Below are 13,865 nucleotides of genomic sequence, written 5' to 3' on the forward strand. Positions count from 1 at the left end.
ACGACTATAACAACCGTTGATAAAGCGACAGATAATCCTTTGCCGCAATCTGCCAGCCAAAATCCACGCTCATGGCGTGGCGCTGTACGTGACGCCAATGCTTTGGCCTGCTCCACAGCACCATGGCGCGCCGGATGGCGTTGCCCAGTGCGGCGGCATCACAATCATCAAACACAAATCCGCTGGCGGTGCCGTCGGCCAGATTCTCCAGCGCGCAGTCCACCACTGTGTCCGCCAACCCGCCGGTGCGGCGCACCAAGGGCAGCGTGCCGTATTTCAAGCCGTAGAGTTGAGTCAGTCCGCAGGGTTCAAAGCGGCTCGGCACCATGATCACATCGGCGCCTCCGATAATCCGGTGCGAGAACGCCTCGTGATAACCAATCTGTACCCCGACCTGTTCCGGATAGTCGGCGGCGGCGGCCAGAAACGCCTGCTGCAGCACCGCATCGCCGGCCCCTAACAGCGCCAGTTGGCCTCCCTGTTCGAGCAATGCCGGCAGCGCTTCCAATACCAGATCCAGACCTTTCTGGTTAGTCAGGCGGCTCACCACCGCAAACACCGGCAGCGACTCGTCCACCTTCAGGCCCATCGCTTTTTGCAGGTGCAGCTTGTTCTTGGTCTTGTTCTTCAAATCTTCAGCATCGTAGCGGGCGGTCAAGCGCGGATCGTGGGACGGATCCCAAATATTGTCGTCCACGCCATTAAGAATGCCGCTCAACCGCCCCTGCCGCTGGCGTTCCTGCAACAACCCTTCCATGCCGCAACCGAACTCCGGCCGGGTGATTTCCCGCGCGTAGGTCGGGCTGACGGCAGTGATATGGTCGGCGTAATACAGCCCGGCTTTCAGGAACGACATCTGGCCGTAAAACTCCAGGCCGTAAACGTTGTAAAACGAAGGCGGCAGCCACAGTTCAGCCACGTGATGGGCGGAGAACAGCCCCTGATAAGCCAGGTTGTGCACGGTGAAAATCGAACGCGCCGGGTGGCCGTTGGCCGCCAGATAGGCACAGGCCAGGCCGGCGTGCCAGTCATGGGCGTGCACCACCTGCGGCCGCCAGTAGCGGTCCAATCCCTTGGCCAACTCGCAGGCGATCCAGCCCAACAGGGCAAAACGCCGATGGTTGTCGGAATAGGCATTCATCGACTGGTCATGATAGGGGCTGCCCGGCCGGTCATACAGCCAGGGGGCGTCAATCAGGTAGATGCCCACGCCATGATAGGTACCGTAGCGCAGGCCGACCCGGCCGGCGAACGAATCGATTTCCGCCACCAGCACGGAGTCCGGTATACCATTACGCACGTCAGGAAAAGCGGGCAATAGCACCCGAACGTCGCCGCCCTCGGCAATTTGAGCCGCCGGTAATGCGCCAACCACGTCTGCGAGCCCCCCGGTTTTCAACAGAGGGAACATTTCAGAACATACGTGTAAAACCTGCATTATCACTCCTGAAGTCGGCAAAGAAGCAGGCTTGCCGCTGTTGTAAATTCCGCGTTTTGCAAGCCATCAGTCCATTCACAAGGCGGCGGTATCATCGTTCCGCCGACAACCTTAACTCACAACTTTGACAGCATTTCGCGCGTCACCAGCACAATGCCGCCTTCCGAGCGATAAAAGCGTTTACTGTCTTCATCGGCGTTTTCGCCAATCACCATGCCCTCGGGAATGTGACAGGCGCGGTCAATGATGCAGCGCCGCAGGCGGCAGGAACGGCCGACGTTTACGTCCGGCAGCAATACGGTAGAGTCGATGGTGCAGAACGAGTTCACCCGTACCCGCGGGAACAGCACCGAATGCACCACCACCGAACCTGAGACGATGCAGCCGCCGGACACCAGCGAATTCATGGTCATGCCGTGGCTGCCGGAACGGTCCTGCACGAACTTGGCCGGCGGCAGCGGCTCCATATGGGTGCGGATCGGCCAGGCGCGGTCATACATGTCCAGTTCCGGCGTCACCGAGGCCAGATCGAGGTTGGCGCGCCAGTAGGCTTCCAGCGTGCCCACATCGCGCCAGTACGGCGGCAGATCGGGGTTGGAGGTGACGCAAGACAGCGTGAACGGGTGCGCCCACGCCGCTTTCTGAGCGGTGATTTTCGGGATCAGATCCTTGCCGAAATCGTGGGTGGAGCCGGGGGTCGACATATCCTCTTCCAACAGTTGGAACAGATAGTCGGCGTTAAAGATGTAGATCCCCATGCTGGCCAGCGACATCTCCGGGTTACCCGGCATTGGCGGCGGATTGCTCGGTTTCTCCAGGAACTCGAGGATCAGATCGTTCTCATCGACTTCCATCACGCCGAATTCGCTGGCCTCATCACGCGGTACCGGCAAGCAGGCCACCGTGCATTGCGCGCCCTTTTCGACGTGGTCGATCAGCATGCGCGAGTAATCCATCTTGTAGATGTGATCGCCCGCCAGGATCACCACATACTCGGCATCGTAGCGGCGGATGATGTCCAGGTTCTGGTACACCGCATCCGCCGTGCCCTTGTACCAGTGCTCGGTACTGAGGCGTTGCTGGGCCGGCAGCAGATCGACAAATTCGTTCATCTCTTCATTGAGAAACGACCAGCCGCGCTGAATATGCTGCACCAGGGTATGGGACTGATACTGGGTGATCACGCCGATGCGGCGGATACCCGAATTCAGGCAGTTCGACAGGGCAAAATCAATGATGCGGAACTTACCGCCAAAGTGGACGGCAGGCTTGGCACGGGTTGAGGTTAAATCTTTCAAGCGCGAACCGCGGCCGCCGGCCAGAATCAGAGCAACGGACTTAATCGGCAGTTGGCGCGCCAACATCAGGGGGTCTTTATTTTCAAACCTAACCATAGCTGACTCCTTTTATTATTTCTGTACCAGCACGCAAATCGAGTGCGCAGCCTGGTTCCAGGCGGGTAAAACCGCCTGCGATCCTTCCTGAGTAAAGGGGGCGACAACCTGCCAATCGCCCGCAGGCAACCTCATCTCCACCGGCTGCGGCGTGGCGTTAACCACCACCAGCCAGCGCTGCGACAGGCGGATCTGCAGTTGCAAGTTTCCCTGCTCCCATTCTTGCGCCGCAAGCGGCAGCCCTTGCGCGTTCAGCCACTGCACGCTGCCGTCGCCCTCCTGCCACCAGCGGTCTTGCTGCAGGGCGGGGATCTGCCGGCGCAGGTGAATCAGCGCTGCGGTATAAGCAGTGAGCGAGTCATCCGCCTTGGCCCAGTCGAGCCAGGTGATGGCGTTGTCCTGACAATAGGCATTGTTGTTCCCCTGCTGGCTGTGTCCATGCTCATCGCCGGCCAGCAGCATCGGCGTCCCCTGAGACAGCAACAACGTAGCAAGCAGTGCCTGCCGGCTGGCCCTGCGGCGTTGCACAATGGCGTCGTTGGCAATCGGGCCTTCAACACCGTGGTTATAGCTGAAATTATGGTCGCTGCCGTCACGGTTGCCTTCACCGTTAAGCTGGTTGTGCTTACGGTTAAAACTGACCAGATCCTGCAGGGTAAACCCGTCATGAGCGGTCAGCATGTTGATGCCGGCGTACGGCGCACGCCCGCGTTGGTTGAACAAATCGCTGGAGCCGGCAAAGCGTTGGGCAAACTGGCCAAGCGGTAAATCGCCCTGCAGCCAAAAGCGGCGTATATCATCCCGGTAATGGTCATTCCACTCGGCGAAGCGCCCCGGAAAAGCGCCCACCTGATAACCGCCGGGGCCAATGTCCCACGGCTCGGCGATCAGCTTGCAACGCGACAGCAGATCGTCCGCCAGCATCGCCTGGAACAGCGGCGCATCGCGATCGAACGCCGGGGTGCGCCCCAGTACGCTACCCAGATCGAAGCGAAAACCGTCGACATGACATTCGCTCACCCAGAAACGCAGGCACTCCATCACCCAGGCCACGCCCTGCGGTTTATCCAACCGCAGCGTGTTGCCGCAGCCGGTGTCGTTAACGTATCCCCCGTCGGGAGTCAGCCAGTAATACCCCGGGTTATCGATGCCGCGCTGCGACAGCGTCGGCCCGTCCATGTCCAGCTCGGCGCTGTGGTTGAACACCACGTCGAGGATCACCTCAATCCCGGCCTTGTGCAGCGCCTTCACCGCATCGCGAAATTCACGCAACGGCGTCATGTCGGTGCGCAGGCTGCAATAACGGTTATCCGGCGCATAGGGCGCCAGCACGTTATATCCCCAGTAGTTAATCAGCCCGAGACGCTGCAGACGCGGCTCGGAGCTATGCTGCTGTACCGGCAACAGTTCCAGCGCCGTGATGCCGAGGCGCTTGAAATGGGCGATCATCACCGGATGCCCGAGAGCTGCGAAACTGCCGCGCAGCACCGGCGGGATATCCGGGTGCAGCAGAGTCAGGCCGCGCACGTGCGCTTCATAAATCACCGTTTTGCCCCACGGCGTGGCCGGCGGGCGGTCATCCTGCCAATCGTAGGCTTCGTCGATGACCACGCACTTCGGCATCACCTCTGCACTGTCCTGCGGGTCCGGCCGGTCGTAGCCGCCATGCAGTTCCAGATCGTCCGCCACCGGCCCCTCGACCGCGCGGGCTGCGGGATCCAGCAGCAGTTTGTTAGGGTTAAACCGCAGCCCCTGCGCGGGATCAAACGGGCCGTGCACCCGGTAACCGTAGCGCTGGCCCGGTTTGCCGCCCGGCAGATAGCCGTGCCAGATATCACCGCTGCGCGCCGGCAGCGGCAGACGCACCTCGTGCTGTTGCCCGTCAAACAGGCACAGCTCCACGCCGGTGGCGTGGGCTGAAAACAGGGTAAAGTTGATGCCGTTACCGTCATAATGCGCCCCGAGAGGCGCGGCGATGCCGGGCGTCAGCTCAGTCATTGCGCCTCCCGCAGCAGGTAGATCGTCGCCAGCGGCGGTACGGTCACGCTAATCGAATGCTCGCGGCCGTGATTGCCGATCGGGTCCGACACCACGCGGCCCTGATTGCCGGTATTGCTGCCGTGATAATGGTGCGAGTCGGTATTAAGGATTTCCCGATACTCGCCGGGGCGGGAGATACCGATGCGGTAGTGGTGGCGCGGCACCGGAGTAAAATTGCTGACGGCGATCAGCTCGTTGCCCTGCGAGTCATAACGGGCAAAGGCAAACACCGAGTTGTCGTGGTCGTCCACCACCAGCCATTCGAAGCCGTCCGGGCGGTAGTCACGCTCATACAGCGGTGCCTGCTGCTGATAGCAGTGGTTGAGATCGCGCACCAGCCGCTGCACGCCGTGATGCCAGCCGTCCAGACCTTCCAGCAGATGCCAGTCGAGGCTGGTATCGAAATTCCATTCGCGCCCCTGGGCAAACTCGCAGCCCATAAACAGCAGTTTTTTGCCCGGATGCGCCCACATAAAACCGTAATAGGCGCGCAGGTTGGCGAACTTCTGCCAGGCGTCGCCGGGCATGCGGTCGAGAATCGATTTTTTGCCGTGCACCACTTCGTCATGGGAAATCGGCAGCACGAAGTTCTCGGTATAGGCGTACAGCATGCCGAAGGTCATCTGATTGTGATGATATTTGCGGTGTACCGGATCGCACTGCATGTAGTCGAGCGTGTCGTGCATCCAGCCCAGATTCCATTTGTAGTGGAACCCCAACCCATTGGCGTCCGGCGGTAGCGTGACCCCCGGGTAATCGGTGGATTCCTCCGCCAGCGTCACCGCGCCGGGCCGCTCCTTGCCGACGGTATGGTTGGTGTAGCGCAGGAAGGCGATGGCCTCCAGATTTTCGTTGCCGCCGTAATAATTCGGTACCCACTCGCCTTCGGCGCGGCTGTAATCGCGGTAGATCATCGAGGCCACGGCATCGACGCGCAGAGCGTCGATACCGTAACGTTCCATCCAGTAAAGGGCATTGCCCGCCAGGTAATTGCGTACCTCATTGCGGCCATAGTTGTAGATCAGCGTGTTCCAGTCCTGATGGAAGCCCTCGCGCGGGTCGGCGTATTCATACAGCGCGGTGCCGTCGAAATTCGCCAAACCGTAGGCGTCGCTGGGGAAATGCCCCGGCACCCAGTCCAGGATCACATTGATGCCGGCCCGGTGCGCCGCCGCCACAAAGGCTTTGAAATCGGCCGGCGTGCCGAAACGCCGGGTCGGAGCGTAGAGCCCCAACGGCTGATAACCCCAACTGCCGTCGAAGGGGTGCTCGTTGATCGGCAACAGCTCGATATGGGTGAATCCCATGTCTTTGACGTAATCGATCAACTGCACCGCCAGCTCGCCGTAGCTGAGCCAGAAATTGTCGTCGGTGTGGCGCCGCCACGACCCCAGATGCACTTCGTAGATGGAGATCGGCCGATCAAAATCGTTGGCGCGTTGGCGTTCCGGGGTATTTTCCACCACCTCCGGCAACGGCGTCACCAGGGATGCCGTATCCGGTCGCATCTGCGCTTCAAAGGCATAAGGGTCGGCTTTCAGTTGGGTATTGCCATAGCAGTCGATGATTTCGTATTTGTACAGCTGCCCGGCTTTCACCCCGGGTAGGAACAGCTCCCAGATACCGTTTTCACGGCGCAGGCGCATGGGATGGCGGCGACCGTCCCAGAAGTTGAACTCTCCCACCACCGAAACGCGCTGAGCATTGGGCGCCCAGACGGCAAAGCTGACGCCTTCTACCTCGTCAAGCGTAGCGAGATGCGCCCCCAGCCGCTCATACGGCCGTAGATGGGTGCCCTCCGCCAGCAGCCAGCCGTCGATATCCTGCAACAAGGTGCCAAAACGGTAGGGATCGTCGACGATCTGCTGGTGATTTTGCCAGCGGACCTCCAGTTGATAACGGAAGGGGTTTTTCCGGCGCGGGACGGTAGCGCTGAAAAAGCCACGGGCATCGTCGCAGGCCAACTGCACCACCCGCTTGCCGGTTTGCTGCTCCAGCAACCAGACTTCGCTGGCATCAGGCAGCAGCGCACGGACCTGCAGGCCATTATCGGCCGCATGCATACCCAGCAGGGAGAAAGGATCGGCAAAATTGCCGGAGAAAAGCTGATCAATCACGTCACGATCGGGAAGTACAGGCATAGACTTCTTCCTTAGATTAAGAGCATGATTTATAAGAGGCTGCGTCTACCCATCACCGTCCAGATCGCCGTCTTGCAGGCCGCGAGTTGAAATCCATTGGGTAAATGATTAATCCATAGCCGTTTTGGTTATCATGCAATTCATTCGGTATCTAAAGCGTGATTGCGGTCGGTTATTGATCAATTTTCAGCTTGCCGACCTGAATTTCCGCTCTTTATGCTTATTTTTAGTCATCTTTTCAGCGTTGGTGAACATGTATTCGCCAACGCTTTAAGCATAGCCAATGTCTGTCAAAAACAGTGCCGTATTAGCATGGAAAATCATTCATTAAGAAAACTGCCAGCCCGCAGCGCCGTTGCGCTACTGCCTGCCGGGAGGAAGGCCGGTTATCGGTACGAACATCTCCCCTGGCAGCAACTTCGTCCATAGCGTGCCAAGACAGGGTGAAAAGCGGAAAATAAGGCTTTGGGGGGCTGAAAGAATCCAGCCCCCGGGAAGTTCAGTTCAGGTTTACAGCAGGATGCGCAGCATACGGCGCAGCGGCTCTGCCGCGCCCCACAGCAGTTGGTCACCCACGGTGAACGCGGACAGGTATTCCGGCCCCATATTCAGCTTGCGCAAGCGACCGACCGGCGTGTTCAGCGTCCCGGTTACCGCAGCCGGCGTCAACTCACGCATGGTCAGCTCACGGTCGTTCGGGATCACCCGCACCCAGTCATTGTGGGTCGCCAGCATCTGTTCGATTTCCGGCAGCGAAACGTCTTTTTTCAGCTTCAGGGTGAACGCCTGGCTATGGCAACGCAGCGCGCCAACGCGCACGCACAAACCGTCAACCGGAATCACGCTGGAGGTGTTCAGAATCTTGTTGGTTTCCGCCTGGCCTTTCCACTCTTCGCGGCTCTGGCCGTTATCGAGCTGTTTGTCGATCCACGGGATCAGGCTACCGGCCAGCGGCACACCGAAGTTATCGGTCGGCAGTTTGCCGCTGCGGGTAGCCGCAGTGACTTTACGTTCGATATCCAAAATGGCCGAAGCCGGGTCCTGCAGCTCTTTCGCCACGTCGGCATGCAGCATGCCCATTTGGGTCAGCAGTTCGCGCATGTGGCGCGCGCCGCCGCCGGAGGCCGCTTGATAGGTGGAGACAGAAGCCCACTCCACCAGATCGTTGGCGAACAGGCCGCCAAGCGACATCAGCATCAGGCTGACGGTGCAGTTACCGCCAACAAAGGTCTTGATGCCTTTGTCCAGACCCTGCTGAATCACCGCATGATTGACCGGATCCAGGATGATAATCGCGTCATCCCCCATGCGCAGAGAAGATGCCGCGTCAATCCAGTACCCTTGCCAGCCGATTTCACGCAGCTTAGGGTAGATTTCATTGGTATAATCGCCGCCCTGGCAGGTAATAATAATGTCGAGCGCGCTCAGCGCGTCAACATCGTAAGCATCTTGCAGCGTGCCCTGCTGGCCGCCGAATGCCGGCGCCGCAGAACCGTGCTGCGAAGTGGAGAAAAAGACCGGGCGAATGGCGTCGAAATCGCGCTCTTCCGTCATGCGCTGCATGAGTACGGAGCCGACCATTCCGCGCCAACCGATGAAACCAACGTTTTTCATAATAACTGTCCTACCTTGGAGGATGACTGCTTAGAGTTGTGTGCAATATCTCTCCACCTTACAAAATGTCAGCGCAGGCGCAAAGTGAATTTATTCGATGGGTGAGCGATTCTCAGCAATCCTTCTTATATACCCGCAGTCTTTCAAGCCGCAGCTTTGTTGTCAGCGCTTGAAAGCCCTCGGGGATGGCCTGTTCACCGTCGGGATGGGCGGCGTGTTTTTTTAATTCTGAGGTAATAATGACAGAGATGATTTCAGTCACGGTATTGCTGTTTTTAATCATGGATCCGCTGGGCAACCTGCCGATTTTCATGTCGGTGCTCAAGCACCTGGAACCGCGCCGCCGGCGGATGGTGTTGATTCGCGAGCTGTTGATCGCCCTGCTGTTGATGCTGATTTTCCTGTTTGCCGGCGAGAAAATTCTGGCGTTCCTCAACCTGCGTACCGAGACCGTGTCCATTTCCGGCGGGATTATCCTGTTCCTGATCGCCATCAAGATGATTTTCCCCTCGCAGGAAGGCAACAGCAGCGGGCTTTCCGCCGGTGAAGAGCCTTTCCTGGTGCCGCTGGCGATCCCGTTGGTGGCAGGGCCTTCGATTTTGGCGGCACTGATGTTGCTCTCGCACCAGTATCCGAACCAGATTTCGCATCTGGTGGTGGCGCTGCTGATTGCCTGGGGTATTTCCGCCGCGATATTGCTGATGTCGAACCTGTTCCTGCGCCTGCTGGGCAGCAAAGGGGTCAGCGCGCTGGAAAGGCTGATGGGGTTGATTCTGGTGATGTTGTCGACCCAGATGTTCCTGGACGGCGTGCGGGCTTATATGAAGCTGTAGTGAACATACTGGCGCCGGGCGGCGCCGGTATCATGACGCAGCCGGTTATTGCGGGGCTGCGACGCTGCGAATATACGCCAAAGTATCGGCGACCACGCCATCCAACGGCTGGTTGATGTCAATCGCCCGCACGTCCTGCTCCTGCGCACCCGGTTCTTCAAGCGTCGCGAACTGAGAAACCAGCATCTGCGGCTTGAAGAAATGCCCCTTGCGCTGTTTCAAACGCTCTTCAATCACCGCCTTATCCCCTTTCAGATAGATAAAATGCAGGTTGCTGTTACCCTCGCGCAGCCGGTCGCGGTAGCTTTTTTTCAGCGCCGAACACACCAGCAGCGACACGTCATTGGTGCGCTGCATAGCGAAAATGGCGTCGTTCAGTGCCGTCAGCCACGGGGCGCGATCGTTGTCGTCCAGCGCGTGCCCGGACGCCATTTTGTTGATATTGGCGCGCGGGTGCAGGTAGTCGCCATCCAGCATCGCGGCATGGGCCTGGTGGGCAACGTCGCTGGCGACGGCGGATTTACCGCTGCCTGAAACGCCCATCAAAATAAATACGTGGTGTTGCGGATTGCTCATAATCTCATGCCCTTATGGGGACTCACGCAGGTTTGTGCGGTGGATTGCACCGCCCAATGCGCCCCAAACTCAAAATGATGCCCGGTGCCGCGCAGGGCACCCGATAGCCTCAGGATATCCTATGAATTTCAAGCTGCCGCCAGGCGGCCGCAGCTTGAAAGATAACCGCTAAATTATACGACCGTCGCCAGCAGCAGGCAGCCTACCAGGCCGCAAACCGAGATGATGGTTTCCAGCACCGACCAGGATTTGAGGGTTTCCATAATGCTCAGGTTGAAATACTCCTTGAACAGCCAGAACCCCGGATCGTTGACGTGAGAGAAAATCACGCTGCCCGAACCGACCGCGATCACCATCAGCTCCGGGCTGACGCCGGTGGTGGCAATCAGCGGGGCGACGATGCCGCCGGCGGTGATCGCCGCCACGGTGGCGGAACCCAGCGCCAGACGCAGGGCGGCGGCAATGGACCACGCCATCAGAATAGGCGATACGTTGCTGCCTTCCATCAGACCGGCGATGTATTTCTCTACGCCGCTGTCGACCAGCACCTGCTTGAACGCGCCGCCACCGCCGATGATCAACAGCATCATGGCGATAATTTTGATCGAGTCGGTGATGGTGCCCATCACTTCATCCATGGTGCGGCCACGGTTAAGACCAAAGGTGAAGATAGCGATCAACACCGCAATCAGCGTCGCCATCACCGGATCGCCGAAGAACTCGGCAAAGCGCAGCAATGTGTGGCCCTTCGGCAGCACCATTTCGGCCACTGCACGCAGTGCCATCAGGATCACCGGCACCAGAGAAGTGGCAACGCTGATGCCAAAACTTGGCATTTCTTCTTCGGTGAAGATTTTCGGGTTATACAGGCCTTCCGGCACCGGCTTGTCGATGCCTTTCAGGAAGCGGGCGTAGACCGGGCCGGCCAGGATCACCGTCGGGATGGCCAGCAGCGTGCCATACAGCAGAGTTTTCCCCATGTCGGCATGGAAGATGGTCGCGATCGCCGTTGGGCCAGGGTGCGGCGGCAGGAAACCGTGGGTCACCGACAGCGCAGCCGCCATCGGTACGCCAACGTACAGCAGCGGAACGCGGGCGGAGGCGGCGATGCTGAATACCAGCGGCAGCAGCAGCACGAAGCCGACCTCATAGAACAGCGCGAAACCGACGGTAAAACCGGTCAGCACCACCGCCCATTGAATGTGTTTTTTGCCGAACTTGTCGATCAGCGTAGTGGCGATGCGCTGAGCGCCGCCACAGTCCGCCAGCAACTTGCCGAGCATGGCGCCAAAGCCCATGATCAACGCCAGGCTGCCCAGCGTGCCGCCAACGCCGGCCTTGATGGAGCCGATCACTTTATCTACCGGCATGCCCTGTGCGATACCCACCGCCAGTGCGACTAAAACCAGAGAGATAAAGCCGTTCAGCTTAAAGCGAATCATCAGCAGCAGCAGCAACGCCACGCCGCCTGCAACAATCACTAATGGCATAATTTTTCTCCAACCCTTTTATCGCGACTCTCTTTACCCTAGACCGTAAAGCGTGCGCTTGTTGTATTTTCAGGCTCTTCCCCGGTGTCAGAAGGCGAGCTGTAGGTGGTACTGAGTCAAAGGTTCTGTCCCTGCTTGCAGGGGGCGACTTACTCGCCCCGCTCCGTGCGGCCGCAGCGTGCTGCGCCCCCAGGCGGTCACTGACCTCTTTGTTACCGGTATCATGATACCGGTAACAACACGAATGACGGAATCGGGTAAACGACTAAAATTCGCGTTCTGGGATAGAGATCAAACTTACGGCGGTAACGAGCGGCAAGCGCACAGGTGGGAGGTGAAACGCGCCGAACGGCGCGGGTTCAAAATGCGGTTAGTTGAAAACGATCAAATACTGCCACCGGGGATCACGGTAAAACCCACGTCTACCATGCGCGGACAGACGGTTTCACCCCGCAACCGCGCCAGCAGACGCTCGGCGCCGATTTGCCCCATCCTTTCACGCGGCGTCAGCACGCTCGCCAGTTTCGGCACCATCACCTGACCGATATCGTGGCCGTGGAAACCGGCAATCGCCATCTGATCGGGGATCGACAACCCTTGACGCTGGCACTCAAAGGTGGCGCCAATCGCCAGGTCATCGTTGGTGCAGAAGATACTGTCAATTTGCGGATAGTCGCGCTGCGCCTGACGCAGCAGTTCGCCGCCGGCGGAATAGGACGACGAACGCGCGGTCATGACGCTGTACGGCTCCAGACCGGACTCGCGCATTGCCTGCTCATAGCCCTGCTGTTTGATAATGGTGCGCTCATCCTGACGTGCGCCGAAATACACCACGTGACGGTGGCCGCGAGCGATGATTTGCTGGGTCATCTGGCGCGCGGCTTCGAAGTTATTGAAGCCCACCGCCAGATCGATGCACGGCGACACGCAGTCCATCAGCTCCACCACCGGGATGCCCGCCACCTCGATCATCTTCAGGGTTCGCGGAGTATGGTGGCGTTCGGACAGGATCAGGCCGTCGATATTGTAAGACAGCAGCGAGGTCAGACGCTGCTCTTCACGCTCCGGCAAATAGCCGTAGTGCGCCAGCATGGTCTGGTAATTGTGCGCATCGGTCACGCTCTCGATACCGCGCAAGACTTCGGCAAACACCTGGTTGGTTAACGACGGCAGCAGTACGCCAATGGCGCGGCTGGTCGAGTTGGAAAGGATATCCGGCGCACGGTTGGGAATGTAGCCCAGCTCATCAAGCGCGACGGCAATTTTTTGCTGCAAGGCGACAGAAACCTGATCGGGATTACGCAGATAACGGCTCACCGTCATCTTGGTCACGCCAACCTTGTCTGCAACATCCTGAAGTACCGGCCGTTTTTTCTTCATTATCAATGAACTGGCTAACCGTGAAAGGGCGTTCATTTTAGCAAAAAAAAACCGGGGCCGATATTGTTGGTTGCCGGATGGCCAAATGCAAAAAGGGCTCACCGCGTGAGCCCTTGATATTTACCGCTTAATCACAATTTACCGCTTAATCACACGGGCGGCAGATCGAACAGCAGAATTTCACTGTCTTCATCTGCCTGAATCGACAGCTCGGCTTCATCCCACACCGCGAAAGCATCGCTGGTGCCGGCCTGTTGACCGTTGATCACCACTTTGCCGCGGACTACCTGGATCCAAACGCGGCGCTGGGCCTCAATCTGATACGCCGACTGCTCGTCTTTGTTCAGCGCCCAGCGTGACAAAGTCATATCCTGGAACACCTTCAGCGAACCCTCGCGCGCATCCGGCGACAGCACTAACTGGCGGCCCTGCGGCGCATCGAACATACGTTGTTCATAACGCGGCTCCAGCCCGACCTGATCAGGAATAATCCAAATCTGGTACAGATGCAGCGGACGATCCTTATTGCCGTTGTATTCCGAGTGGCGCACCCCGGTGCCCGCACTCATGATCTGGAACTCACCGGCCTGGATCTGCTCTTTGTTGCCCATGCTGTCCTGATGCTCTACCGTGCCGCTCAGCACGTAGGTCAGGATCTCCATGTCTTTATGCGGATGAGTGCCAAAACCCTGCCCCGCGTCGATCACGTCTTCGTTGATCACCCGCAGCGCCGAGAACCCCATAAAATCGGCATCGTAGTAGTTGGCAAATGAGAAGGTATGCCAGCTATCCAGCCAACCATGATTGGCATGACCGCGATCTTCTGCTTTACGTAAATAAATCATATTCAACTCTCCTCAATGTTTTTTTACAGTCTAGTCCCGGCAGCAGAATAAGAAAGCGTAAAAAACTCATCCCTCTGTTCAAAAAATTAGATGGAGTGAAGAAGCTATTTTCAG

10 protein-coding genes are annotated in these 13,865 nt (G+C 58.5%); 1 reads left to right on the forward strand and 9 read right to left on the reverse strand.

The features are described 5' to 3' along the window. Window positions 1–4: 4 nt before the first annotated feature. The 5 genes from glgA to asd all read right to left on the reverse strand — a co-directional run bounded on the left by glgA (window position 5) and on the right by asd (window position 8,627). Entirely contained in the window at window positions 5–1,438 is a 1,434-nt protein-coding gene (glgA, locus tag SPL01S_RS14090; protein WP_006328588.1) for a glycogen synthase GlgA, read from the reverse strand. 116 nt (window positions 1,439–1,554) lie between these two features. Further along, window positions 1,555–2,832 (reverse strand): glucose-1-phosphate adenylyltransferase, encoded by a 1,278-nt coding sequence (glgC, locus tag SPL01S_RS14095; RefSeq protein WP_004951423.1) that lies wholly within the window; start codon window positions 2,830–2,832, stop codon window positions 1,555–1,557. A gap of 15 nt (window positions 2,833–2,847) precedes the next feature. Continuing rightward, window positions 2,848–4,830 (reverse strand): glycogen debranching protein GlgX, encoded by a 1,983-nt coding sequence (glgX, locus tag SPL01S_RS14100; protein WP_063200653.1) that lies wholly within the window; start codon window positions 4,828–4,830, stop codon window positions 2,848–2,850. After that, window positions 4,827–7,013 carry a 1,4-alpha-glucan branching enzyme gene (gene glgB / locus SPL01S_RS14105; protein WP_063200656.1) on the reverse strand — a complete coding sequence of 729 codons (2,187 nt, stop codon included), beginning with the start codon at window positions 7,011–7,013 and terminating at the stop codon, window positions 4,827–4,829. Before glgB ends, glgX begins: the two co-directional genes overlap by 4 nt. Window positions 7,014–7,523: 510 nt before the next feature. Further along, window positions 7,524–8,627 (reverse strand): aspartate-semialdehyde dehydrogenase, encoded by a 1,104-nt coding sequence (gene asd, locus SPL01S_RS14110; protein WP_004951431.1) that lies wholly within the window; start codon window positions 8,625–8,627, stop codon window positions 7,524–7,526. Window positions 8,628–8,866: 239 nt separating this feature from the next. Here asd and SPL01S_RS14115 point away from each other — a divergent pair, with 239 nt between their 5' ends. Further along, a complete protein-coding gene (locus SPL01S_RS14115) occupies window positions 8,867–9,460 on the forward strand; it encodes a YhgN family NAAT transporter (RefSeq protein ID WP_004951434.1) in 594 nt (197 codons plus the stop codon). 45 nt (window positions 9,461–9,505) lie between these two features. On the opposite strand, the gene gntK is transcribed toward SPL01S_RS14115, so the two are convergent. From gntK to SPL01S_RS14135, 4 genes are all read right to left on the reverse strand, one after another. After that, window positions 9,506–10,036 carry a gluconokinase gene (gntK, locus tag SPL01S_RS14120; protein ID WP_062868948.1) on the reverse strand — a complete coding sequence of 177 codons (531 nt, stop codon included), beginning with the start codon at window positions 10,034–10,036 and terminating at the stop codon, window positions 9,506–9,508. 173 nt (window positions 10,037–10,209) lie between these two features. Then, entirely contained in the window at window positions 10,210–11,526 is a 1,317-nt protein-coding gene (gntT, locus tag SPL01S_RS14125; RefSeq protein WP_004951440.1) for a gluconate transporter, read from the reverse strand. A 384-nt stretch (window positions 11,527–11,910) separates the two neighbouring features. After that, window positions 11,911–12,906: a gluconate operon transcriptional repressor GntR gene (gene gntR, locus SPL01S_RS14130; RefSeq protein ID WP_006328604.1), complete on the reverse strand. Its 996-nt coding sequence runs from the start codon at window positions 12,904–12,906 to the stop codon at window positions 11,911–11,913. 149 nt (window positions 12,907–13,055) lie between these two features. Further along, window positions 13,056–13,751: a pirin family protein gene (locus SPL01S_RS14135; protein WP_006328605.1), complete on the reverse strand. Its 696-nt coding sequence runs from the start codon at window positions 13,749–13,751 to the stop codon at window positions 13,056–13,058. Between the last annotated feature and the right edge of the window lie 114 nt (window positions 13,752–13,865).

The organism is Serratia plymuthica NBRC 102599 (assembly GCF_001590925.1).
Taxonomy (GTDB): Bacteria; Pseudomonadota; Gammaproteobacteria; order Enterobacterales; family Enterobacteriaceae; genus Serratia; species Serratia plymuthica.